The following is a 25120-nucleotide window of genomic DNA, read 5'->3' on the forward strand; positions in this document are numbered from 1 at the left end:
GGCCAGCGTAAGCCGGATTCATGCGCCCGGCCGGCACGGCGCGCGGGTCAGGCCACGCTTCAGTCAGATACCGCCTGGTCCGGTTCGGCGTGCTCGGCGTCCCTCGGTTCCGGCGACATCAGCGGGGTGATGTAGGAGAAGCCCGTCGCGGTGTTCTTGGTCATCGACAGGACGAGGTCCATGTACGGTTCGAGCGCGGTGACCTTGTCGAGCGGCGATCCCACGATGAGCTGGAAGCCGAGGCCCTTCCAGGCCGCGACGGCCCGGCCGGCGAACTCGGAGTCCGACTTCACGAAGCCCTCGTCGAGGAAGACCGGGGCGAACCGTGGCCGGGTGCGGCTTTCATCGCCGAGCTGGAACCGCAGGGCGGCGCCGACGACGAACGCGACGAGCTCCTGAGATTCGCCACCGCTCTTGCCGCCGAGCGACGAATAGGTGCTCACTTCCACCCCGTCCGGTGTGGTGCGCACGGCGGTGATCTCCACGTGCCTGCGCACGTCCAGGAGCAGGTCGCGGTCCGAGTCGGCCCTGGCGGCGTGGCGGGCGGCGCCGGCACGCCCCGGGCCGGCGATGTCGAGCTCGTCCGGCCGGCGGATGAGATTCATGAACGCCTGCAGCCTGGTGAACCGGCTCTCGGTCTGCTCGTCGGTGAATTCCTCGGTCGACCCCGATGAGAGCAGCTTGAGCTCCTTGCGGAACGCCGAGGCATCGTCACGGTGCAGCCGGCGCAGTGAGATCTGCAGCCGGTCGCGGCCGGCGCCGAACGGCAGCGTCCGCAGGATGTCGTTGATCGGCCGCAACCGGTCTTCGATCTCCTCGATCGAGGTGGTGAAGGCGCCGACGAGAGGAACGAGGTCCTGTCCGCTCCACGCGGAGAGGCGCCGCTTCCATTCCTGTCGGCGCTCGTAGAGGCCGAGCGTGTAGACGGCGTCGAGGATGTCGCTGTAGCTGGAGTATGACTCCATCGCCACGCCGATGTTGGGGTCGGGCCAGCGACTCTGGAAGGTCTCGAAGATACCGATCAGGGTGTCCCTGGCACTGCGGGCGGTGTCACGGTCCTGGCTGGACTGCTCGGTGAGCCGCTCGCGGAGGCGCTTCACGCCGTTGGCGAAGGTGGCCAGCTCGGCACTGTCGCTCACGGCGGCGAACTGCGCGTCGAGGACGGCGGCGTGTTCGTCCGGCAGACTGACCGACTCGTCGGCGGTGATGCGCTCGAGCCTGTCGTTCACGATGTCCTGGCGGTCCACGATCGCGGCGTGCTCCTCACCGAGCACCGCGGCCTCCCGCTCGGTCTCGTGCTTGTGCTTCTGGGCGGTCTCCAGTTCGGCGGACAGCCGCGCCTCTTCGTCCTGGAGCCCGCGCAGCACGTCGCTGCCGGCGAGCAGACGTTCCCGCTCGGCCTCCTTGGCGCCGATGCGTGCCTGGGCGCCGGCCACGTCGATGGCCGCCCACACGGTGTCGAGCACGTGCTGGTGGGCATCCTTGAGGCGCCGCAGGGCGATGATCCGGCCGGCCATGGCGGAGGCCTGCCCCGCCAGGTCGTCGGCACGTTCCTTGAGCGCGGCGAGCTCGTCGGCGATCTCGGCCAGGCGCACCCCGCTGGAGAAGCCGATGATCGAGCGCTGGTCCTTGTTCCAACCGTGTGCGCCGCGCTTGCCGTTGCGGGTCTGTCCGCTCTGGGTGACCCTGGACCCCTCACCGGCTAGGTCGGCGGGGCCGGTGACGCAGAGTGCGTCCAGGCTCGGTGTCTGCACGCGGTCCTGCACCCAGCGGCTGAACAGGGAGTCCTTGAAGACCAGCTTGCCGGAGACGTAGCGGGGGTCGGGGTGTACCTGCTGGTGCGGGTGCAGCGGTACGCCTTCGAAGTGGATGCGCACGGGAATGTGCAAAGGGTCGATGGCTGCGCCGAGGGCGGCGAGGCGCGTCTCATCAACGAGCAGCACCCGGACGACAGAGGCGAGGGTGACCTCGGCGGCCTGTCGCCAGGCGTCCTCGCCGGGAGCGATGTCGATGAGCTCGGCCACGAACGGCAGCTCCTCGGCGGGGATCCCGGCGGCCTCGGCGATCATCAGGCGGGCGTTGTGCAGGTGCTGGGGAACCAGGCTGGCCCGGCCCTTGAGAAAGCTGTGCTCCTGCTTGAGGGTGCGGATCTGTTCTTCGAGGGGGTAGGCGGTGCGCTGCAGGCCGACCCTCTGCAGGTCGAGTTCCTGCTCGGTGGCGGTGAACCCGGCGAGGAACGACTCAGCCTGTTCTTGCGCGGCGGAGAAGGCATCCGCCGACTCGATGGGCGTGTCGATCAGCGCGATGCGCTCATCGAACCTGGCGCGTTCGGCGGCCACGTCGTCGCGCTTGCTGGCGAGCACGTCGAGGTCGTTCTGCAGGCCGGCGAGGGCGTCGCCGCCGTTGTCTCGCTGCTGGTGCACCAGGTCGGCGATCCGCACCTTCAGGTCGGTCTCGGCATCCCGGGCGGCACTGTGCTTGGCCTGGTTGTCGCGCCGGCGGGCGCGGTTGGTGTCGGCGGCGGTATCGAGCAGACCGTGCTCGGTGAGCAGCTGCCAGAGCACGAAGGGGGTGTCACCGTCGCGGTGCACGCCGAAACGGTCGATGAGGTCGGCCTTCTCGGTCGCGGTCTCGTAGTCGCGGTGCAGTTCGGGGAGGCGTTCGAGGACCTTGGCCTTCTGCGCCTCGGTGACCATGGCGCCGTAGGAGCGTTCGAGGTCTTCGAAGTGGTCGACGGCTTTGTCGGCGGCGGCGTAGGTGGCGGGCTCTTCGAGCACCATCGACTTGTACAGGCCGTCGACGGTCTTCACCTGCTGGCCGGCCTGGATGCGGGCCAGCAGTCGCAGCGCCTTGCCGCCCTCACCGTTGGCGCCGATGCCGAGCCGCGTGTACAGGGTCTGCGAGAACGCGGCATAGGTGTCGAACACGTCGAGGTCGGCGAACCGGTTTTTCAGGGCGCGCTTGTCGAAGCGGGCCTCGGTGACGTCGGCGAGGTCGCGCAGGTCGAGCCGGCCGTCACGGGTGGCCATCTTCATGGTCACGTCGGCGAACTTGGTGGCGCCGCGCGGCACGAAGTAGGCGCGCAGCACCGTGAACCGGCGCTGGTTGTCGTCGATGAAGGTCATCGCTATCGCACCCCAGGTGGCCGAGTCGGCGCCGCGCAGCACCTGATCGTGCATCTGCCCGGTTTCGGCCTCGCGACTGGAGTCGGTCTTGCCGCGCAGGTACGTCATCAGGTTGCGCTGGTCGACGCTGCGGGCCCGCCCGGAACCGGCGTCGTTGGACGCACCGTTGAACGGGGTGTCCGAGGGCATCATCAACGCCAGGTAGGCGTCGAGCAGGCTCGACTTGCCGGTGCCGGATGCGCCGGAGACCAGGGTGGCGCTGGCGGCGAAGTCCACCTCGTGGTGACCCTGGAAGCCACCCCAGTTGACCATCTGGAAGGACTCGGCACGCCACTGGGTGGTTCCCTCGGTGGCACCGTCCATGTGGAACAGCGGGGAATCGGTCATGAGACGGCCTCCAGGGCGGGGTCGGCAGGGTCGGATGTCCCGGGTTCGGGCTCACGGAATTCCTGGCCGTTCTGCTCCACCAGCCATTCCCACAGCTCGCCGAGTCGCTCGATGGGCAGCAGCACCTCGATCACGGCCGAGATGCGGAACCGGTCCGGATCGCTGGTCTTGAGCAACACCCGCGCCTTCGCCAGGCTGTCCACGGCCGCGGCGGCGCGACGAGCGTCACCGAACCTGTCGGTGGCGTGCTCCGGCCGGAAGTGCGCAACGTTCTCGACCAGGTTGTCCCGGTCGACGATGACGATGTCGACGCCGCTGGCGCGTTCGCTGCGGAACCGCTGGCGCAACAGCACCAGCAGGATGGTCTCCTCCCGGGTGTACGCCACGTCGTGCAGCAGGGTCGGGAATCTGTCGCCGCCCTCGCCGACGGCCTGGCGTTTGAAGGCCACCTCGTAGTGCAGGTCGACGTGCAGATCGAGGAACAGATCGTTGAGCCGCGACTTGAGCAGGCTCTGCGAGGCGAGCAGGGTGCGCCACTCGGCCGGCTGCAGGGCGGCGGAGATGTAGCGGTGCTTGAGCAGCAGCACCAGGGTGCGGCGCTGCTCAACGGTCAGGCCGCCCTCGTCCCCCTCGAACAAAGAGAAGCTCTGGGCGCCGTCCTGTTCCTCGGTGGTCTCGGCGCCTTCGACAGTGTCGTCGGTCAGGTCGTCGGTCACGTCAGCGGTCACGTTGTCAGTCATGATCAGATCCATAGTTCAGGGCAGCCAGGGCCGCGGTGTCGTCGTCGGTCAAGATGATGCGCGGCACCCTGAAGGTGCGGCGGGAGCCGTCGGGCCGCACGGTTTCGAAGGCCTCGGTGTCTGACCCCGCTGTCGCGGCCGCGGCATCCGTGCGGTCGATGGCGTCGACCTGGGTGGCGATCTGCAGCAGCCCGAGGATCTCGACAGGCCGGCGCATCGCCGGGTCGAGGTTGTTGAACGCGTCACCGACGGAGGCGGCGCCGTCGATGCTGAAGGCCGTCACCATGGCATCGCGAAGCTCGGCCAGCAGCGGGCCGCCCTGGGTGCGCATCGCATCGAGGGTAGGCGGCTCCGGAGCGAACGCCGAGACGTCCTCCAGCGGCGGCGGCGCCTTGTGGGCGCCGGGGTCGTAGAACCGTTCGCGCAGGTGCTCGAGCTCCAGGGTGCCGGGCATCAGCTCGGCGGTCACCGTGGAGCGGGGCCCGGCGGTCTCCATCCAGATCGCGAGTTCCTTGTTGATCTCCCGCAGCAACCGTTCCAGTTCGCGGTCCTTGACAACGTCGTGGTTCACGATGTGCTCGCGCAGGGTGGTGGTCAGGCCGTTACGCTGGGTGAGCACGTCGTCCACACCCTTGCGGATCAGGCTGACGGTGCCCATGAAGCTGCGCCGGTCGGCGGCGCTGAGCTGGAGGGCGAACGGGTGCAGCATGATCGACTCGAGGTCGTTCTTGAGTTCGGCAAGCAGGGCGTCGTTGCGCAACAGCACGAACGCGCCCTCGAATGCGCGGCCCTCCGCGGTCGACGACATCAGTGTGTCGGTCTTGGAAAGATACTCGTCGAGCACCTCGCTGATCGGCCGCTCCTCGGCGCGGAAGTCGTTCACGATCTGCCGGTGCATGCCGGCGACGGACTCCTCGACACGCTTGAAATCACTGGGCAGCTGAGTGATCAGGTCGATCAGGTTGGCGTAGCCCTCGTGCATCGCATCGTTCGAGGCCGCGGCGATCTCTCCGCCGGTGGCGAGTCGGTCACGCTCGGCGGTCTTCTGGGCGATCTCCAGGTCGAGCCGGCGGATGCGTTCGTCCCGGTCCGGATTCGCCTGGGTGGCGCGGTGCCGCACGGTGTCGACGATGGTGGTGAGGCGGGATTCGCTGATCAGCGCCCGGTCGCGGGAGAGCCCGTCCACGAGTAGCAGGGCCTCGAGGGCGTGTGAGGTGAGCGAGTACTGCTCCTCACCGTCCTCCCCGGTCTCGCGGTAGAGCCACTGGTCGTTCATCCACTGCACGCACAGGGCGCGACCGTTTTTGCCGGGTACATCGCTGCCCACGGAGCGGAGGTCGGCGAGGTAGGCATCCACCTGGGTGTGCAGCCTGTCGGCCTGAACGCTGCGGCGGTCCCGGCTGAACGAGGACTTGAACACCGCGAGCACAAACGGCGCCCACTTGCGGTCGAGCAGCCGCAGGGTGGGTCGGTCGAAGGCGCTGTGCACCCGCGCTAATTCGGCCGCTATGTCGCTCACTCGTGCCCGATCCTTTCTCACCGGTCCGTCCCCGGACCTCCTCAACCGTAGTCGCCCCGGCGACCGCGAATCGGCGGCGTAGGTGTGCCGTGCGGTCGCCTGGCCCGGCCGGCCGACACGCTCAGTAGTCGCTGAGGCCCTGACCGGCTGCTTCGTCGGCCTTGAGCTTGAGCAGGGCCAGATCGACGAGAACGAACATTTCGGTGCGTTCGGCCCGGCGGAGCTGATACTCCGGGTCGAGTGCGTCGATCGACAGGCGCATCAGGCGGGTGTGCATGGCGTCCTGGAGCTCATCACTGGCCGCGTGCTGGGCGTCGCGCACGAGGCGGGCCACCTGGTCCTCATCGTCGGCCACGGCGACCAGGGCGAGGGCGAGGAGTTTGTGCACCTTCCGGCGCAGCTTGAGCTTGTGGAGGTCCATCAGCTGGTCCTGGGTGAGGTCGTACCGCCAGGTCGACGAGGTCAGTTCCTTGCGCTGCGCTCGCACCCTCTCGCCGGACTCCTGGTTCTCCCGGGAGAGGGCGAGCATCTCCCGGCGGGCCGAATCGGCGAACCTGGCCAGGTCGTAGTCGGCATGCTCGGCCAGGCCCGCGACGATGATGTCGTTCTTGACGGCCATCCGGACCGAGGACAGCGCGATGAGCAGCCCCTCATCGACGATGCGGGATATCGGCACCCTGGCGTGCTGCGTCGCATCCGTCACAGGCCCATTTTAGTAAGTGAGAGCCACTTAGACTGCGGCCATGGGGAAAATCTGGAACGATGCTGCCGTTCGATATCTGCAGGACCGGCGGATTTGCCCCCGATGTGACGCGCGACTGACCGGCGAATGGTGCCCGGGCTGCGGGGCGGACCTGAGCGGTCCGCTCGGCGGTGAGATGGTCTCGGCCACCGGACGGGTGGTCAAGGCGTTGCAGGCGCGGGACCGCCTGATCGAGCGGATACCGACGGTGTGGCCGGCGGGCACGACGGATGGCACCGCGCCGGCACGTACAGCTCCGGCACGTACAGCTCCGGCAAGTACGGCGTCGGCTGTTGCTCCGTCACAACCGAAACCGACAGACTCGCCACGGGTCCCCGCGGACCCGGCCCGTGCCACGGCCGTCCCGGATGCGGGCGCCCAGGTGAGCGTGCAGTCGGTGCTCGCCTTCGCCGGAGCGGCCCTGCTCGCCGTGGCCGCCCTGGTCTTCACCTTCTTCAATCCCGACCTCACGAGCTTCGCCGTGCGCACGAGTATCGTCGCCGTCATCACGGTGGTCTTCCTCGGCGGCGCCTGGCTGTTCGCCCGGCGGGGCCTGCGCTTCTCGGCCGAGTCCGTGGCGGCCCTTGGCGTGGTGTTCATCGCCCTCGATGTCTGGGCTTTCGTGCAGCTGGCGCCGGTGTCCGCGAGCGGCTGGACCTTCGCCGCGCTCGGCACCCTGCTCGGCTCCGCGCTGCTGTTCGGGCTGGGCGCCCGCTCCGGCGTGCGGGTATGGCTGTGGGCGGCGGTCGTGGGCCTGGCCCTGTCCCCCGGGCTGTTGGGCAGCGGCGGCGGCACCTGGAGCGCGATCCTCGGCAGCCTGGGCGTGGCCGTCGTGGCGCTCGGCCTGCACCCCGTGCTCGCGCGCCTTTCCTCCGGGCTGGGCTCCGCGCTGGGGTTCGAACGCAACACGATGACCACTCTGCAGGCGGTGGCGGTGCTCGCCGCCTTGCTGCAGTTACTGCTGCTGTCGCTGACCACGATCACCTCGCAGATCCTGGGTTATGCGGGCGTCCTGGCGGTGCTGGCCGTGGTGGCGGCGCTGGGCAGCCGCAATGGGCTGCCCCGGCTCTGGAGCTTCGCGGCGGGCGCCTTCGCGGTGGCCGCGGTGGCGATCTTGCCGCTGGCCGTGCCCTTCGGCGATTCCGCCTGGTACCTGGCGTTGATCCCGGTGGCGGCCGGGGTCGCCCTGGTGGGGCTGGCCGCGTTGCGCTCGAGCCCGGTCGCCCGCCGCAGCGCTCTGACGTCCGGCGCCGTCACGGTGCTGGCGTTGGGCGCGAGCCCCGCCCTGGTGACCGCGGTCACGCAGCTGTCCGGCGCGCTGTTCGCGCCCCTGCGCTGGGCCGGCTACCGCACCGGCGGCTACCCGGGCAACGCGTCGCCCTACCCGGCCAGCGGTGACTTCGCCTTCGTCGCAGGCTCGGCCACCCCCTCTGGATACGGGGCGGGCCTCGTCGCCCAGAACCTCGGCCTGGCCTCGATTGCCGCGCTGGCCGCCCTCACGCTGACGGCCTGGGCGGTCGCGCTGGTGAGCCACGAGAGCGTCGCAGCCGAGGCGTCCGTGCCCGCAGCGGCCCAGACGCCGGCGCCCGCGCCCACAAGTGCGCCGTCGACGCCGATCCGCCTGGCACTGTGGATGGGCGTTTTCACCCTGCTCACCGTCGCCGGCTGGGCCGGCTTCTCGCTGACCGGCCAGGCCGTCGTCGGCCTCGTTCTCGCCGGCCTGCTCATCGCAGGTCTGCTGTTCGTCCCCGCGCTCGCCGCGGCACCGGCGACGATCAGGAGTGTGCCGGTCATCGGCGCCCATCTGCTGTTGCTGCTGTCGGCGGTCACCGGCTGGCTGCAGGAGTCGACCACCGTGTGGGTCGGCGCGGCCGCCGTGCTCACCCTGGCCGCGCTCGCCCACACCCTGCCCGCACGGTGGCGCCCGGTGTACCTCGGTCTCGGCTACGCGTACGCGTTGGTGATCGTGGCCACCGCGCTCACTCTCGCCCGCGTCGACGGCATCGCGGTGCTCTGCCTCACCGCCACCCTCGGCCTGCTCTGCGCCCTCGCCGCCACCGTCACCACCTGGCTCACCCCGCGCAGCTGGTACGCGGTCCTCCTGGTGAGCGCGGTGCCGTTCGTCGCCGGGGTGGTGGGAGTGCTGCTGGTGCGCAGCGGCTGGACGGCGCTGTCGACCGGCGTGGCCTTCGCCCTGGCCCTGACCCTGATGACCAGCCGGCGGCCGGGTCTGACGTTGCCGCTGCGATCCTTCGCGGCCGGCCTGCTGGTGCCCTCGCTCGCGGTCGTCGTGGTCTGTCTCGGCGCGCAGCTGTTGGCCACCAGCGGTTCACCGGTGGTCCTGCCGCTGATCGCACTGATCGTCGCCGGCACCTTCGCGGCCACCGGCCCGATCACGCAGGCGCTCGAGAGGCGCGGCCTGGCGACCCTCGAAGCGGATGCCTGCCGCCGCTGGATCGAGGCCTCCGCCGCGGTCACCGGTGTGCTGGCCGTGCTGCTCGCCCTCGTGCGCACCGCTGCGGGCCTGTCCACCACGGTGCTCGTGCTCGTGATCCTCGGCATTGGGGCGGCCGTCAATGCGCTGCAGACCGGCCGCCGGTCCGCCTGGTGGGCGGCCGGCGCCAGCTGGACCGGCGCCCTCTGGTGCATCTGGGCCATCCGTGGCATCGAGGTGATCGAACCGTACGTGCTGCCGCCGGCGCTCGCGCTGGTGATCGTCGGCGCGATCCTCGTGACCAGGGGGCGGGCCGGCCAGACGCTGGCCACCACCGGTCTGGCCCTGGCCGTGGTGCCGAGCCTGCTGGTGCTCAGCACCAACGGGTCCGAGGGTTTCGGGGCGGCCGGTTTCGGGGCCGCCGCGTTCGGGCCGGTCACGCCGTGGCGGGCATACGGCCTGCTGGCCGCTGCCCTGGTACTCGTGGTGATCGGGTACACGATTGTCCGCGCCACCGCAGTGAGCGGAGCGGCTTCGACCGCAACGACTCCCGCTGGCCAGGCACAGACAGGCCCGGCCCCGACAGGTCTGATCGGGCTCCGCAGCCTCATCGGCGCCACTGCGGTGGTGGCCACCCTGGCCGCGGCGGCGGGCGCCGTGCAGGCCATGCGCTGGGGCCTCGGTCTCGACGACCTCACCGCCACCGCCCAGACCGGTGTCATGGTGCCCGTGCTGTTGGCCAGTGCCACGGCCACCCTGCTCGCGGTCTTCGCCGGACTCCTGGCCCAGGGAGACGCGGCACCGCGCCCGAACGCCCCGTCGCGGTGGCGCTACGCCGCGGCCACGGCGTTCCTGGTCGCCGGCCCGATCACGGCCATCCGGCCGGACGCCTTCTCGATCGGCACCCTGGTGCTGCTCATGGTGATGATGCTGGGCTTCATGCTCGTGGTGTCGGCCAGGGCCCGCACCCGTGCGGTGTCGTTGCCGCCGGTGTGGTTCCTGTTCGTGCTGGCCTGGTGCACCGCCGTGGCGGGCTGGAGCGAACGGGAGCTGCGCGTCGAGGCATTCTCGATCCCCCTGGGCCTGGCCCTGCTCGGTGCCGGCGTCATCGGGATGCGCTCGGGCGCACGCGCCGTGCCGGCCACCCTCGGCTCCTGGCCGGCCGGTTTTGCCGGCTCGTGGCGGCTGCTCGCTCCGGGCATCATCGTCACGTTCCTACCGTCGGTCCTGGCCACCGGCACCGACCCGCAGACCTGGCGCGCCATCCTGGTGATGTCCCTCGCGCTCACCGCGATCCTGATCGGCTCGACCCGGCGCCTGGCCGCCCCGTTCGTGATCAGCCTGGCCGTGCTGCCCATCGAGGTCATCGTGGTGTTCACGGTGCAGATCGGGCAGACGATCAACCCGCTGCTGTGGTGGATCACCCTGGCCACCATCGGTGCGGTGATGCTCGTGATCGCGATCACTTCCGAGCGGAAGGGTGCCGCGGGAGGCGGCCTCTCGGCGCGCCTGCGCGACCTCACCTAACTCCCCGCGAACTGTGACTCAAGCACCAGGAACTTCGGGTTTTTGGGGCCTTTATTGCCGGCGGTGGGGGTGGTCAGGCCTTGAGTATGGCGACGGCGCTGTCGCGGGCGGTGCGCGCCGCATCCGTGCCCGCGGCCCAGGTGAGGTAGCCGCCGTCGAGATTCACGGCGTCTCGGCCCAGCTGGGCGAGCAGCCGCACGGCGGTGTGTCCGCGCTGGCCAACCTTGCAGTGCACGATCAGCCGACCCTCGGGCAGCTCCGCCTGGCGGGCGCGGATGTCGTCGAGCGGGATGTTGACCGAGCCGGGGATGGCGGCCTCGGCGTACTCCCCCGCCGTGCGCACGTCGATCAGGGTGGCACCGGCCGCGCGGGCCGCGTCGAGTTCGTGCCACTGCACCGACGTGGTCAGCCCTTCTGCGGCGTTGAGGGCCACGTAGCCGAGCATGTTCACCGGATCCTTGGCCGAGGAGAACTGCGGTGCGTAGGCCAGTTCGAGGTCGGCGAGTTCGGATGCCGTGATGCCGCCGGCCATGGCGGTCGCGATCACGTCAATGCGCTTGTCAACACCGTCGCCGCCCACACCCTGGGCGCCGAGGATCGCGTCGGTGTCGGCGTCGACGACGAGCTTGAGCGCCATCGGCTTCGCCCCGGGGTAGTAGCCGGTGTGCGAGGCCGGGTGGGTGTGCATCACCCGGATGTTCCGGCCGCGGGCCGCGAGCAGCTTCTCGTTCCAGCCGGTGGCGGCGATGGTGAGTCCCATCATGCCCACGACGGCGGTACCGAGGGCCGGGCGCACCCGGATTCTCTTGCCGGTGATCACGTCGGCGACCAGGCGGCCGTGGCGGTTGGCCAGGCCGGCGAGGGCCACCAGGCGCTGCTCGCCCGAGATCGCGTCGGTCTTCTCCACGGCGTCGCCGATGGCGTAGATGTCGGGGTCGCTGGTGCGCAACTGGTCGTCCACCGCGATGCCGCCACGTTCGCCGATCGTGAGGCCGGCGGCCTGGGCCAGCGCGGTGTCCGGCCGCACACCGATGGCAGCGAGCACGAACTCGGCCGCCACGACGCTGCCGTCGTCGAGAGTGGCGGTGTCCGCGCCGATCTCGGCGACCTGGGTGCCCAGACGCACGCTGACACCCGCGGCGCGCAGCCGCTCGGCCACCGGGCCGGCCATCTCGGGGTCCAGCGGCGGCAGAACCTGGTCACCGAGCTCCACCAGGGTGACGTCCAGGCCCCGGTGCACGAGGTTCTCCACCATCTCGAGGCCGATGAAGCCGGCGCCGATGACGAGGGCGCTTCGCGGCACCACGGACAGGGCCGACATGGCCGCGTCGACGTCGTCGATGTCGCGCAGGGTCAGCATCCGCTCGCCACCGGGCAGCGGCGGGCGCACGGGCGAAGCGCCGGGCGAGAGCACGAGGGCGTCGTAGCCCTCGGTCGACTCCCGGCCGGTGGCGAGGTCGCGTACGGTGACGGTCTTGGCCGCGCTGTCGATGCCGATGACCTCCGTGCGCACGCGCACGTCAAGGTTGAAGCGGCTGGCGAGCGAGGCCGGCGTCTGCAACAGCAGGCTGGCGCGCTCTTCGATGATACCGCCGAGATAGTACGGCAGGCCGCAGTTGGCGAACGAGACATGGCCGCCCCGTTCGAACACCGTGATCTGGGCGTTCTCGTCGAGGCGACGGAGGCGGGTGGCAGCGGACATGCCGCCGGCGACGCCGCCGATGATGAGATATCGGTTCTGGGTCATGATTCCAGTGTGCTATACCCCATGGGGTATGTGCAAGTTAGGGGTTGAGGGTCGCGCCGCCGCCGGCACGAAAGCGTCCGGCGGCCGCACCTCATGGGTGCGGCCGCCGGACGGATGTCTCTGCTCTGCCCGGTCTGACCGGCCGCCGTCAGCGGAGGTTCGCTCCGCGCACCGTCGTTACGCCGCCACACCGCGCCGGCGCAGCACCAGAACGGCGCCGCCGGCAAGCACGAGGAGTAGCGCGAGAAGTCCCGGCAGGGCGGGGTTCACGCCCGTGCTCGCCAGGGCGCCCGGCGCGGCCTGCGACGACGTCGCCGCAGCGCTGACGAGGATGTCGTCCCAACCGATCAGCGTGCCGTCCTCGGCCACCACAACCACGCGGTGCACGCCGGGCTCCGTGCCGTTCGGGATGACGACCTGCACGGTGCCCGCGGCGGTGACCGTCGTGGATGCCAGCAGCGTCGGAGTCGAGTGCAGCCAAACGTTCACCGCGTCACCCGCGAACGCGCGGCCGACGGAGACCGTGATGGTGTCCCCCGGCTTCGCGGTGGTGGGCACCGATACCGGTCCGCGCGCGGACTCGACCAAAGCGGCCGTCGCCACCGGAGCCGGTGCGGCCGGCCCGGTCGGGGCCGCGGTGGGCTGGGTCGTCGGAACCGGAGTCGGCTCAACCGTCGGAACCGGAGTCGGCTCAACCGTCGGAACCGGAGTCGGCTCAACCGTCGGAACCGGAGTCGGCTCAACCGTCGGAACCGGAGTCGGCTCAACCGTCGGAACCGGAGTCGGCTCAACCGTCGGAACCGGAGTCGGCTCAACCGTCGGAACCGGAGTCGGCTCAACCGTCGGAACCGGAGTCGGCTCAACCGTCGGAACCGGAGTCGGCTCAACCGTCGGAACCGGAGTCGGCTCAACCGTCGGAACCGGAGTCGGCTCAACCGTCGGAACCGGAGTCGGCTCAACCGTCGGAACCGGAGTCGGCTCAACCGTCGGAACCGGAGTCGGCTCAACCGTCGGAACCGGAGTCGGCTCAACCGTCGGAACCGGAGTCGGCTCAACCGTCGGAACCGGAGTCGGCTCAACCGTCGGAACCGGAGTCGGCTCAACCGTCGGAACCGGAGTCGGCTCAACCGTCGGAACCGGAGTCGGCTCAACCGTCGGAACCGGAGTCGGCTCAACCGTCGGAACCGGAGTCGGCTCAACCGTCGGAACCGGAGTCGGCTCAACCGTCGGAACCGGAGTCGGCTCAACCGTCGGAACCGGAGTCGGCTCGACCGTCGGAACCGGAGTCGGCTCGACCGTCGGAACCGGAGTCGGCACGGTCGGTGTCAGCGGGGTGCACTCGATGCTGCCCACCCGGATCGCGTGGCCGCCGGTGTTGGAGTCGTCGGCCCAGAAGACGGGCTTGGCTCCGGCGACGCAGGCACTCTGCGGGGCCAGGGCGAAGCCCTCGTTGTTGAGGTTGGGCATCGACGCCGGTCGCTCGTACACCGTCGTGACTCCGAATCGCCCGTCGGAGGCGCCGGACTGCGCGATCTCCAGGACCGCGGAACGGCCCGTGCAGGTGTCATCGCAGACGGCCCAGAACCGGCCGGTCGAGGCCTCGAACTCCAGGTCCATCACACCGGAGAATCCGCTCGCGATGGTGGCGACGCGGGTGTATCCGCCGCTGGCCTGGTCCAGCGCGTAGGCGTAGATGGCTCCGTTGGCTTCCAGTCCGACGAAGAACAGGCCGGTGCCGTGACCGGCGTAGAGAGCCGGGTCGTAGGCGGCGTTGGTGCGCTCGTCGAGCATCCCCTGGGCCACCAGAAAGCTGTCCGGCACCCAGGCGATGGCCTCGAGGCCGGCGTTGGCGCCCACAACGGGCAGGTCGGCGGTGAGGTTCCATTCCATGCTCGCGGTGAGCTGGGTTCCGGTGGCGGATGCGTCATAGCGCAGCACCGCGGGCCGGCTGACGCCGCTCACGGCGTTGTTGCGCTCGCTGGCGATGAACAGCCCGCCGTCGGCGCCTGCCGAGGTCAGAGTGACGCCCTCGGCGTCCACGTCGCCGGTGCCGTCGGTGTAGTGCAGCGGCTTGCCCGCGCCCCAGCCGGCGGTGGTGTCCGGCACCCAGCCGGCGCCGTCGGCGACGAGCTTGTAGAGCGCTCCGGTGCCGTTCTTGGCGGCCCAGAGCACGTCACCGGCGGTGCCGGCAGCGCCGGCAGCGCCGGCAGCCTCGTAGGCCAGCCCGCTCATGTTGCCGCCGAGCACGCCGGCCGGGTCCACGGTGCGAACCTCGGCCGAGCCGGGCCAGGCCGCGGTGATCAGGTCGCCGGCGCAGCTGTTCGCGGCGCCCTTGGTGCTGGCGGTCGTCGCGGCGAAGTCGCCCGTGCCGTCGGCGCAGCGGCCGTAGCTGGTCGCAGCGTGCGCGGTCCACGCGTAGCTGTCCAGCAGGGTGCTGCCGTCGGCGGCGAAGAGGCGGGCGGTGTCGGCGCCGCCCAGTCCGAATCCGCCGGCCGCGTCGACGTCGATGGCGAGGTATCCCCCGGCCGCAATGCTCGTGCCGGTCGGGAGGATGACCGAGTGCGTGTCGTCGTTGTCCTTCAGGACGAAGCCGGAGACATCCGCGGCGGTCGAACCATTGTTGATCAGCTCGAGCCAGTCGCCAGGCGTGCCGCCGTTCGACTCGATCTCGTTGAGGCGCACGGGCGAGCCACAGTCGTTCGCGGCGCCCTTGGTCGAGGAGGTCATCTGGGTCAACTCGGTGCCGCCGGGGCAGATGCCCCAGGTCGTGACCGCGTGGCTGGTCCAGCTCACCGAGCTGACCAGGGTGAAGCCGTTCGGGGCGAACAGGCGGGCGGAGTCGGCCGAGCCCAGGCCGAAGCCGAGCAGACCCTCCTCGACCACGAAGTAGCCGCCGGCGACAATCACGGAGCCGGACGGCAGCACGGCCGTGTGGGTGTCGTCGTTGTCGCGCACGATCCAGCCGGTGAGGTCGACATCATTCGCGCCGGGGTTGAACAGCTCAACCCAGTCGCCGGGCGTGCCGCCGGTGGACTCGGTCTCGGTGATGCGCACATCCGCTGTCTCGGGCACGACGCAGTCGTTGGCCGCTCCCTTCGTTGCGGTGGCCGTGTCGGCGAATTCGCCGACGCCGTCGGGGCAGCGGCCGTAGCTGGATGCGGCGTGCGCGGTCCACGCGTAGGAGTCGATCACGGTGACCCCGTCGGTGTCGAACAGTCGGGCGGCGTCTCCCCCGCCGAGGCCGTAGTCCATGGTGGGTGCCTCGACGACGAGGTAGCCGCCGCCGGCGATGGTCGAGCCGACGGGCAGCACGGCCGCGTGCGTGTCGTCACTGTCCTTGAGCACCAGCCCGGAGGCGTCGACGGGAGCCGTGCCCAGGTTGACGAGCTCGATCCAGTCACCGGGGGTGCCACCGTTGGACTCGACCTCGTTGAGGCGCACGTTGTCGGCGACGGACACGTCGCAGTCGTTCGCCGCACCGCGGGTGGCTGCCGTGGTCTCACGGAACTCTCCGGTGCCGTCGGGGCATCGGCCCCAGCTGGTGGTCGCGTGGGCGGCCCAGGCATAGGAGTCGACCAGGGTGGTGCCGTCAGCCAGGAACAGGCGGGCGATGTCGGCCTTTCCGAGGCCGAAGCTGGTGGCGCCGGCGCCGTCCACATCAACGGCCAGGAACGCGCCGGGTTCGAGAACCGTGTTCGCCGGCAGCGCGAAGGTGCGCTCGTCCTTGTCGTCCTTGACGACCCAGCCGGAGACATCCGCCGCCACCTGGCCGATGTTGGTCAGTTCGATCCAGTCGCCGGGCGTGCCGCCGTCGGACTCGACTTCGTTGATACGAACCGATGGTGCCGGGGCCGCCATGGCCGGGCTCAGGGTGGCGGCGAGTGGAACCGCCAAGGCGAGGGTGAGGATGGCGGCCAGGCTTGGCCGACGCCAGTGAGTGCGCACAGGAATGCCCCTTCGAGGCTGTGGGTGACGAGCCTCGGATGGGCCCGATCCACTGTGGCGATGCCAGGAAAACTTCCGGTGAACGGCGAGCGAACGCTCCTACCCGGCACTCTGCCGGAGCACCCGGCGGAACGGGATCGACGATGCGAGGACCAGCACGAGAAGCAGCGAACCGGCGAGCACGGACACCCAGGCGCCGCGTGGCTCGGTGACGGTCAGCCTGGCGCCGCCGATCGCGGCCGGCATGAGCGCTATCGCCGCCAGCGACGCACCGCTGAGCACACCGGCTACGATCCGGCCCCACAGCCGCCCGCGTCCGGAGATGGCGTAGCCACCGCCGATGCCGATCAGGGCCACGCCCACCGCAGCACCGCCGATCCCCGTCGTCACCAGCTCCACGACCGCTCCCGGCCTCAGCAATGGCGCCACCGCGAACGCGAGCGGCGCCAGGGCGAGCCACCGCCAGCCTCGGACTCCCCCGGACCGCCGCAGCGCTTCCGCCCAGCCGAGCAGCGCGCCGGCGATGGCGCCGGGCAGCAGGATGGCGCCGAAGGTGCCGTCCCATTCGAAGGTCGAGGCGATCCCGACCAGCTCGACCATGTAGGCGCGGAACCCTGCCGCCCACGCGATCCCGCAGATCGCACCGATCACGATGAGGGACGCGGCCGCCGGTTCGGCGCTCTTGTCGTCCACGCTCGCCTCCACCCAGGTTGCCCCGGTCAGGTGTTCGCCGCCGACTCTAAGAGGCTTCCGGGCAATCGGCAAGGCCGACCGGCTATTGCTCCGTGCGCCTCGTGCCTATGCTGGAACGACCATGCGACTCCTCCTGATCCGTCACGGCCAGACGCCCGCCAATGTGCTCGGCCAACTCGACACCGCTCACCCGGGCCCGGGCCTGACCGAGCTCGGCGAACGACAGGCGGCCGTCATCCCCGAGGCCCTCAGGTTCGATTCCATTGACACCATATTTGCGTCGACACTGCATCGCACCCAGCTCACCGCCCGTCCCCTCGCGTTCGACCGCGGCCTGGACATCCAGGTGGCCGACGGCTTGCACGAGATCGAAGCCGGCGCGCTCGAGCGACGCAGCGATCACGCCTCCATCCGCACCTACATGGAGACAGTGTTCGCCTGGGGAGCCGGCAACCTCGATGTGGGCATGCCCGGCGGGCCGGATGGCCACGCGTTCTTCGCCCGGTTCGACGCCGACATCGCCGTGGCGGCCGCCAGCGGAGCGACGGCGGCGGTGTTCAGCCACGGCGCCGCGATCCGGGTCTGGGCGGCGGCTCGGGCCACCAACGTGCCGCCGATGTTCGCCGGGCTGCACGACCTGGACAACACCGGCGTGGTCGAGCTGATCGGCTCACCCGACGAGGGCTGGACGCTGCTTTCCTGGGCGGGGGTGCCGCTGGGCGGGATGCCGCTGGTCGACACGACCGCCGTGGATCCGACCGGCGAAGCGCTCGACGCCTCCTAGCGGGCGCCCTACTCCGCGCTATCCCGGGGAGCCTTGGGAACCTTTGGCCGCACGAGAGCATGGCTGTCGCGCAGAAGCTGCTCCACGAGCTCGTCCTCCACGAACCCGTCGAGCACGATGGTGATCCAGTGCTTCTTATTGAGGTGGTAGCCGGGGTGGATGTGCCCGGGAAATTCCTCCCGCAGCGCGCGCCCTTCTTCGGGGTCGCACTTCAGCGACACGCTGAACGGATCACCGGCCAGCGCGCTGAGGGCGAAGATCTTGCCGTTGCCGCTGGTCTTGAAGACGCTGATCTCGTCGCCGAACGGAAACGTCTCGGTGGCCTGGGGCAGGCTGAGGCAGAACTCAACGAGGGCGTCCGGGGTCATGTCTGTGACACTAGCGACTTCTCCCGGACTAGTCAGCACTCGGCGAGGCCTCAGGCCGGAACGCCGACCATCGCGCCGGCGGTCAGCTCCACCGACCGCAGCCGGTCACCGATCTGCTGCGACGCGTGGGCGAGGATCAGTTCGTCGGCCTGGGTGGAGGTGGTCAGCTCCTCGAGGAACGTGCGCACGTCCGTGGGGGTACCCACGGCCGTGTACCGCATCATGTCGGCCAGGCGGCGCCCCTCCGTGGTGGTGAGGAAAGCATCGATCTGGTCGTCGGAGTACTCCGGCGATGCCGGTCCGCGGGCGATCATGCTGCGCACCCTGGAGCGACGCATGATCTCGAACTGCTGCGTGGCATCCGCCCCGTCGTCTGCCGCGATCACGTTGGCGGCCACCATCAGGTAGGGCTCGGCGAGCTGCGCCGACGGCCTGAAGTCGCGCCGGTAGGTGGCGACGGCCTCAAACAGCGAGTCGGGTGCGAAGTGCGATGCGAACGCGTACGGCAGGCCCAGCGCGGCCGCGAGGCCGGCGCCGAAGAGGGAGGACCCCAGGATGTAGAGCGGAACATTGGTACCGGCTCCCGGCACCGCCCGCACCCCGGGGATGATCGATTCATCGCGCAGGTACGCGGCCAGCTCCATCACGTCCTGCGGAAACTGGTCGGAGGCGCGCGGGTCGCGGCGCATCGCCCTGGCGGTGGTCTGGTCGCTGCCGGGAGCCCGGCCCAGGCCCAGGTCGATGCGGCCGGGGTACAGCTCCGCGAGGGTGCCGTACTGCTCCGCGATGGTGAGCGGCGAGTGGTTGGGCAGCATCACGCCGCCGGATCCGAGCCGGATGGTGGAGGTCTGGGAGGCAACGTGACCGACGAGCACGCTGGTGGCCGACGACGCGATCGTTGGCATGTTGTGGTGCTCGGCGTACCAGACCCGCTGGTACCCGTGCTTTTCGGCGGTCTGGGCGAGCGCGACACTGGCGGCGAAGCTTTCCCTGACGGTCTGCCCGGGGGCGATAGGGGCGAGGTCAAGTATGGAGAGCGGTGTCGTCATGTTGGGGGTAACGGTTTTCGGGGCCGAATCGATACCCGCATTCACCGAATCCGACCGACACCCGGCAGGAACCGACCGACCCTGGCCGCGTAGTCCGAGTAGGCGGGATGCTCTTCGAAGAGCATTTGCTCCTCCCATCGGGTCTTTCCGGCCAGGAGCCCGATCAGCGCCACCCACACCACGACGTGCATGAGGGAAGAGCCGATCACGACCAGTCCCAACCCTCCCGACATCAGCCCTGTGTAGATGGGATTGCGCACCACCGCGTAGACCCCGTTGGTGGCCAGCGGGGCGTCGTCGCGCGGTATCGGGCTGGCCGTCATGGCGGGGCCGAGCGTTGTGGATCCCTGCACCGCGAGAGCCACCCCCACCGCGATAAGCGCGATCGCTGTGGCGACGACAAACCCGTTCACCGGCCACACTGTGCCATGCGGCAGGACGAGAAGGCCTACCAGCAGCACGATCTGCACAAAGACGAGGCCGGAGGCGAGCGCACGTTTCATGCACCGAGAGTACGCCCGCCGACCCGTGCTGGGCAGGGCACCCGACGCATCCCGCCCGCACGAGAAACGGCCCGCGGATCAGATTCAGGGAGCAGTGCTCCCCAACCTGGCCCGCGGGCCGTTCACGTGATGATTGAGCTTGGTCGGTTAGTACCAGCCCACAGACTCGGACTTGGACCAGGCCGCGCACGGCGTGCCGTAGGTACCTGAGATGTAGCCCAGGCCCCAGGAGATCTGGGTGGAGGCGTTCGTCGCCCAGTCCGATCCGGCCGAGGCCATCTTGCTGCCGGGCAGCGCCTGCGGAATGCCGGTGGCACCGCTCGAGGCGTTGTACGCGTTCACGTTCCAGCCGGACTCCTTGTCCCACAGGCTGACGAGGCAGCCGAACTGGTCGGCGCCCCAGCCGTACTTGGCGCTCATCATGTCGCGGGCGACGGCCTGAGCGCCGCTCGGGTTGGTCGGCGCCGACGGAGCGGGAGCGGTGTTGGCCTTCGGGGCGGCCTTGGCGGCCTGGGCAGCCTTTGCGGCGGCGGCGGCCTCAGCGTCGGCGGCCTCCTGGGCGGCAGCGGCGGCAGCGGCCTCCGCGGCAGCGGCAGCGGCGGCCTCAGCGGCAGCCTGCTCGGCGGCGATACGGTCGAACTCTGCTGTTGCGGCCTGCAGGGGCGGCAGCTCTGCGTTAGTTTGCTCGACGAGCTCGTAGATGCGCTCTGGTGCGAGGTACTTGAAGTTGGTGAGCATCGCCACCGGAGTCGCCACCTGTGTGGCATCGGCCTTGTTCTCGGCCGCGGTGATCACGGTGCTCGCGCCGGTGATGGTGTCGGTGGCGGCCTTCTCGGCCCGGGCCTGCTTGATCTCGCTGTAGGCCTCGAGCTGCTCCACGTGCGCGGCCGAGACGGCCGCGGTTTTGACTGCACGATCGTTCTGGGCGGCCATCGCCGGCTCCAGCACAAATCCCGTGCCGACCATCGCACCGATGGAGAGCACCGCGAGCGCGGCGGCGGAGCGACGGGTGACGCGCGTGCGATGGGTCTTCGACGCGCGGGTCTCAAGGGGCGTTGCGGGGATCACGGCTGTTGCGGATGTAGCGGGTGTCTCGGGTGTTGCTGGAGTGCTGGAAGTCACAGTTATGTATGTCTCTCACTGAGCGAATCGCATGTACGAGGGCGCAAAGCGGTTCTTATTCGACGTTCCACAGGCGGGGGCCCGCCCGGGCGAAGTCACTACCCTGCAATATGTTTCTGCATGGATCCTCACCTTTTGCCGGGAAGTTCCCCCCAATCCGGGTACCCCTATTGTGTCCCGGGCGGTGCACTGGATCACTTCTCGATACCTGATGAGGACCCGATTCGGGCCTCAGAAAGCCGGTCAATCCGGTCGAAGGAGGGGCCCACCGCGACCCAGAAACCCGTTAAAGATTTTTCGCAACCCCCTTGAAATATCAGCCGCTAGGTGGATAAAAGTCACGATTCGTGGGAGAAAACAGGCCGCAGCACGAACAGACGCACCACTCGTGGGGACTCGCGCTCATAGGCGCGGTAGCCCGGCCAGACCGCTTCGATGCGGCGCCAAGCCGCGTCGCGGGACTGGGGGCCGATGAGGGTGGCCCGCACGCGAAGCCGGCGACCGCGGACGACGATGTCGGCCTCGGGATGCGCAAGCAGATTGTGTGTCCAGGCCGGATGTCGATCGCGCGCGAAGCTCGTGCCGGCCACGATGGCCCGGCCGTGGCCGTCCGGCGTGTACATCAGGGCTGACTCGCGCGGAAGGCCGGATTTTGCGCCGGTGGAGTGCAATACGAGCGAAGGGACGAGCAGCGCGCTCAGCTGCACCCGTCCGCCGCTGAGCCTGTGCAGGACTCGTTCGATCGGCGGCAGGACCGACGGCGCGAGGACCCTGAATAGTCGGGTACGGGTGAGCGGCGCGGCGAGCGAGCGAACCAGGTGCACGACGGTGGACATGCGGCCAGTCTGGCCCTGTTGCTCCTGAGCCGCCGGCGACCCGCGTCCGGTATCGGTCATCGGCGTCACTAGAGGCTTTGGACTCCCCCGAACGGGGGTAGCGATTGTTAGCGTGAGACTCCCCGTCCACCCCGTACTACGTCCCCACCCACCAGGAGCCTGCATGCTGTCCCCCCAGTCCCACCCCCTCATCGAAGCAACGCTCCCCCTGGTCGGCGAACGGCTGCCCGCCATCGCCACCGGGTTCTATGCCCGAATGTTCACCGCGCATCCCGAACTCTTCGACGGCTTGTTCAGCCGCTCGAATCAGAAGAGCGGTGTGCAGCAGCAGGCCCTCGCGGGCAGCATCGCCGCGTTCGCCGCGCATCTCGTGAAGGACCCCACCAGTGCGCCGGAGATCATGCTCTCCCGCATCGCGCACAAGCACGTCTCCCTCGGCATCCTGCCCGAGCAGTATGACGTGGTCTACACCTACCTCTTCGAGTCCATCGCCGCCGAGCTCAGCGACGTCATCACGGCCGAGATCGCGGATGCCTGGACCGAGGTCTACTGGCTGATGGCGCACGCCCTGATCAAACAGGAGACCGGCCTGTACGCCGCCGCGGCCAGTGACAAGCCGCTGGCGCCGTGGACGGTCACACACCGGGAGCCCGCCGGCAGCGACGCCGTGACGTTCACGCTCGTGCCATCCGATGACACCCCGGCGTCCGCCTCCCGGCCCGGCCAGTACGTGGGGGTCACGGTGCGGATGCCCGACGGGATCCGCCAGGTGCGCCAGTACTCGCTCTCGGCCGGCACCGGCACCACGACCCGGGTGTTCACGGTGAAGCTGGACAACGACGGGGAGGTCTCCCCCGTCCTGCACCGTGACGTGCGAGTCGGCGACCAGCTGACCCTCTCCAACCCGTGCGGCGACATCACCCTGAGCACGGGCAACGGCCCCCTGGTGCTGGCGTCGGCCGGCATCGGCTGCACCCCGCTGGCGTCGATCCTGCGCTCGCTGGTGGAGACCGGGTCGGACCGGAAGGTGCTGGTGCTGCACGCCGAGAGCACCATCGAACGCTGGGCTCTGCGCGAACAGATGCGCGCCGACGTCGCCATCCTGGAAACGGCCGAGCTCGAGCTCTGGCTCGAAGCGCCGAGCGCCCTGGACACCGCTCACGACGGCTTCATGTCGCTGGATTCGGTGACCATCCCGGACGACGCCTCGGTCTACCTGTGCGGCCCGCTGCCGTTCATGCGGGCGATACGCGCCCAGGCACTGGCGTCCGGGGTCCCGGCCGCCCGCATCCACTACGAGGTCTTCGGCCCCGACCTCTGGCTCGCGAGCGCCTAGCCACCGTTGTGCCGGCGCGGCGCCATGGTGAGGGCAGCAATCTCCTTCACCCGGGGCCGCGCCCGGCCGTCTCCCCGAACGACGCCCGTGATCCAGCGGAACCGCAGCCCCGCCGGCGTCGCGGAGACGCTGGCGAGGCAGTTCTCGAACCACGGTCCCCGGATCCCCCGCCACCGAAGCGGCGACACGGGCACCCCGGCCGACCGGGCAAGCATCTCACTGGGCCGGTTCGCGATGGCGTAGGACAGCACGGCCGAGAACGACCGGAGTGGCAGGGCCAACGGGTTGCGGATCGGCGAACAGACGGCCTGGATGATGCGGCTGCCCGAGCTGCGCTCCACCTCGGCGACATAGAAGTAGTGCACGTCGCCGGAGAGGAACGTGATGGTGTCGGGGGCCGGGCCACGTTTGCCGTCGGCCAGGTCGGTGGCCATCTGCGCCACCCGGCGAAAGCTCGACTGGAAGGCCGCCCAGTGTTCGAGGTCGAGGGCCTGGCGGAGCTTCTCGCTGACGGCGGCCATCGGAGCACCCCAGGCGCCCTCGGCGGTCGCCTCGTTCCAGGCCTCCAGATGGTGCAGCCCCGTCGGCAGCAGGAAGGGCAACGACGTGCCCACCAGCAGATGGCGGAACCCGCCGCGCATCCGCTCGTCTAGCCAGCCGGATTCGTCGTCGTCGATCAGGGCCCGGTCTGCGGGGTCGAGCCGCCGCGCAATGCGGGAATCGATCACGATCAGGCGGCTGTCGCCGTAGTCCCGGCAGTAGCTCCAGCGATAGCAGGCCGGCTCGGCGGCGGCGCGCTCGACAAAAGCGTCGAGCCTCTCACTGAGGTCGAGCTCGGCGTCGCCGTCGTGGCTGGCGAGGAACCGCCAGATCTCGTCGACCTCCCGGTCGGCGGGCGACAGGTTGCCCAGGTGCTGGTACACCCAATACGAGGCCAGCCCGGAAACCAGCCTCCCGTGCCACCAGGAGGTCTGTTCCATCTCGCGCTTCCAACTGAGCGACGCGTTCCAGTCGTCGCGGATATCGTGGTCGTCGAAGATCATCGCTGTGGGCACCGTCGACAGCAGCCACCGGTTCGCCGGGTCGGACCAGGCCAGGCCGTAGAGGTGCGCGTACTCCTCGAAGTCGGCCAGCTCCTCGCCAGGCGGCTCGGTGAGGTCTCGCCGGGCGCGGATGAACTCCTGCATCTGCTCGCTCGTGGTGTCGGCGTAGACCTGGTCGCCCAGGAAGAGCACGAGGTCGGGCCAGGAGAATTGGCCGGGCAGCGCGGCCATCTGCAGCGCGTAGCTGCGAAGGGCATCCACACCGTGGCTGCGATTGCCTTTCTCGTCGTGCGGCACGCTGGTGCGGCAGGAGCCGAATGCCAGCTTCAGGGGCGCGCCTGGCGTGAGCGTGCTGATGACGGATGCAGGAAAACGTGATGGCAACGGCGGCCAGACCTGCACGCCGTCGATGTCGACCGCATATGGAGAGGTTGTGCCCGGTGCCAGGTCGTCGACCTGCACCAGAGCGTAGTGATGCCCGTGCACAGCGAAGGTTCGCGCCGACCACATCCTGGCATCGGCCCGCACCGTGACCTGCCCGGCCCGCGCGGTCTCGACCCACACACTGGCGGAGTCGGTATCGACGTAGCGCAGCATCGGACCGAGGATCAGCGCCGAGGTCGTCATGGCAGAGGCGTAAATCGCCGAGTGTAGCTCTCGGCCAGAGCGGTGAAGAAGGCCGATCGCGCCGGGTAGTAGTCCGCGAACGCGGGCGCGGTGCGGGGCCCTGCAGCCGCCTGCACAGCCGTACCCCGCACAGCCGCAGCGAAGAGGTCCAAGTAGTACTCCCAGCCCGGCCCGATCTCACCCAAGCTGTCCACCCCACTGAGATGGTGGATCAGGCTCAGGCGGGTCGACCCGGCCTTCTCGGCGAGGACCAGTTCCAGCCGCCAGTCACCCTGGTCCTCGAGCATCGACAGGGCCAGGCGGGTGGGCCGCTCGCACGCATCGACGCGCATCGGTAACCACGGTTCGCCGTCTTCGAAGCGCATCTGCACGCGGATGGTGTGGCCTGCGGCACCCTTCCCCTCCCAGGGGCCGTACCACTCCGTCGTTCGGGCGGGGTCGGTCAGGGTCGCCCAGACGCCATCGATGTCGACCGCGAAGCTGCGGCTCAAGACGAGATCCGGGCCGCTGTCCCCGCGCACCAAACGCGGATCGTCCGGGCCCGCCTGCGCCCTGTCCACGTCGTCGGTTGTCATGTCGTCAGGCCTTCCTCA

General features: G+C 69.7%; 17 protein-coding genes. 3 read left to right on the forward strand and 14 right to left on the reverse strand.

The window, feature by feature from the left end; translation table 11 throughout:
• Positions 1 to 59: 59 nt before the first annotated feature.
• The 4 genes from C3B61_RS12620 to C3B61_RS12635 all read right to left on the reverse strand — a co-directional run bounded on the left by C3B61_RS12620 (position 60) and on the right by C3B61_RS12635 (position 6474).
• Positions 60 to 3512 carry an ATP-binding protein gene (locus tag C3B61_RS12620; RefSeq protein ID WP_103461024.1) on the reverse strand — a complete coding sequence of 1151 codons (3453 nt, stop codon included), beginning with the start codon at positions 3510 to 3512 and terminating at the stop codon, positions 60 to 62.
• The gene (locus C3B61_RS12625; RefSeq protein ID WP_165791165.1) at positions 3509 to 4252 is read right to left on the reverse strand and encodes a DUF4194 domain-containing protein; all 744 of its coding nucleotides are present in this window, start codon (positions 4250 to 4252) and stop codon (positions 3509 to 3511) included. The genes C3B61_RS12620 and C3B61_RS12625 overlap by 4 nt, the downstream gene beginning before the upstream one ends.
• Entirely contained in the window at positions 4245 to 5771 is a 1527-nt protein-coding gene (locus C3B61_RS12630; protein ID WP_165787909.1) for a DUF3375 domain-containing protein, read from the reverse strand. Before C3B61_RS12630 ends, C3B61_RS12625 begins: the two co-directional genes overlap by 8 nt.
• Before the next feature lie 121 nt (positions 5772 to 5892).
• Positions 5893 to 6474, reverse strand: a complete 582-nt coding sequence (locus C3B61_RS12635; protein ID WP_133159749.1) for a hypothetical protein — start codon at positions 6472 to 6474, stop codon at positions 5893 to 5895.
• A 40-nt stretch (positions 6475 to 6514) separates the two neighbouring features.
• On the opposite strand from C3B61_RS12635, the gene C3B61_RS12640 reads away from it, so the two are divergent.
• Positions 6515 to 10474, forward strand: coding sequence for an SCO7613 C-terminal domain-containing membrane protein (locus C3B61_RS12640; protein ID WP_133160293.1), 3960 nt, complete (start codon positions 6515 to 6517; stop codon positions 10472 to 10474).
• 73 nt (positions 10475 to 10547) lie between these two features.
• On the opposite strand, the gene C3B61_RS12645 is transcribed toward C3B61_RS12640, so the two are convergent.
• The 3 genes from C3B61_RS12645 to C3B61_RS12670 form a co-directional block, all read right to left on the reverse strand.
• Positions 10548 to 12221, reverse strand: a complete 1674-nt coding sequence (locus C3B61_RS12645) for an FAD-dependent oxidoreductase (protein ID WP_103461029.1) — start codon at positions 12219 to 12221, stop codon at positions 10548 to 10550.
• Positions 12222 to 12398: 177 nt separating this feature from the next.
• Positions 12399 to 16166 (reverse strand): lamin tail domain-containing protein, encoded by a 3768-nt coding sequence (locus C3B61_RS19890; protein ID WP_208858814.1) that lies wholly within the window; start codon positions 16164 to 16166, stop codon positions 12399 to 12401.
• A 99-nt stretch (positions 16167 to 16265) separates the two neighbouring features.
• A complete protein-coding gene (locus tag C3B61_RS12670) occupies positions 16266 to 16859 on the reverse strand; it encodes a hypothetical protein (protein ID WP_103461030.1) in 594 nt (197 codons plus the stop codon).
• A 121-nt stretch (positions 16860 to 16980) separates the two neighbouring features.
• Between C3B61_RS12670 and C3B61_RS12675 the strand changes: the two genes are divergently transcribed.
• Entirely contained in the window at positions 16981 to 17643 is a 663-nt protein-coding gene (locus tag C3B61_RS12675) for a histidine phosphatase family protein (RefSeq protein WP_103461031.1), read from the forward strand.
• Between the two features lie 8 nt (positions 17644 to 17651).
• Here C3B61_RS12675 and C3B61_RS12680 read toward each other — a convergent pair whose 3' ends face one another.
• The 5 genes from C3B61_RS12680 to C3B61_RS12700 form a co-directional block, all read right to left on the reverse strand.
• Positions 17652 to 18011, reverse strand: a complete 360-nt coding sequence (locus C3B61_RS12680; protein WP_103461032.1) for an MmcQ/YjbR family DNA-binding protein — start codon at positions 18009 to 18011, stop codon at positions 17652 to 17654.
• 50 nt (positions 18012 to 18061) lie between these two features.
• On the reverse strand, positions 18062 to 19060 hold the full coding sequence (locus tag C3B61_RS12685) for an LLM class flavin-dependent oxidoreductase (RefSeq protein WP_103461033.1): 999 nt from the start codon (positions 19058 to 19060) through the stop codon (positions 18062 to 18064).
• Between the two features lie 41 nt (positions 19061 to 19101).
• On the reverse strand, positions 19102 to 19563 hold the full coding sequence (locus tag C3B61_RS12690; protein ID WP_103461034.1) for a methyltransferase family protein: 462 nt from the start codon (positions 19561 to 19563) through the stop codon (positions 19102 to 19104).
• 147 nt (positions 19564 to 19710) lie between these two features.
• Entirely contained in the window at positions 19711 to 20631 is a 921-nt protein-coding gene (locus tag C3B61_RS19895) for an aggregation-promoting factor C-terminal-like domain-containing protein (protein ID WP_174776301.1), read from the reverse strand.
• 392 nt (positions 20632 to 21023) lie between these two features.
• A complete protein-coding gene (locus tag C3B61_RS12700; RefSeq protein ID WP_103461035.1) occupies positions 21024 to 21521 on the reverse strand; it encodes a nitroreductase family deazaflavin-dependent oxidoreductase in 498 nt (165 codons plus the stop codon).
• A 163-nt stretch (positions 21522 to 21684) separates the two neighbouring features.
• Between C3B61_RS12700 and C3B61_RS12705 the strand changes: the two genes are divergently transcribed.
• Positions 21685 to 22857, forward strand: a complete 1173-nt coding sequence (locus C3B61_RS12705) for a globin domain-containing protein (protein WP_103461036.1) — start codon at positions 21685 to 21687, stop codon at positions 22855 to 22857.
• On the opposite strand, the gene C3B61_RS12710 is transcribed toward C3B61_RS12705, so the two are convergent.
• Together C3B61_RS12710 and C3B61_RS12715 are read right to left on the reverse strand one after the other, a co-directional pair.
• Positions 22854 to 24527, reverse strand: coding sequence for an alkaline phosphatase D family protein (locus C3B61_RS12710; protein ID WP_103461037.1), 1674 nt, complete (start codon positions 24525 to 24527; stop codon positions 22854 to 22856). The genes C3B61_RS12705 and C3B61_RS12710 overlap by 4 nt on opposite strands.
• Positions 24524 to 25102, reverse strand: coding sequence for an SRPBCC domain-containing protein (locus C3B61_RS12715; protein WP_103461038.1), 579 nt, complete (start codon positions 25100 to 25102; stop codon positions 24524 to 24526). The genes C3B61_RS12710 and C3B61_RS12715 overlap by 4 nt, the downstream gene beginning before the upstream one ends.
• Positions 25103 to 25120 lie beyond the last annotated feature (18 nt).

The sequence above is a fragment of the Cryobacterium zongtaii genome (assembly GCF_002909375.1).
GTDB lineage: Bacteria > Actinomycetota > Actinomycetes > Actinomycetales > Microbacteriaceae > Cryobacterium > Cryobacterium zongtaii.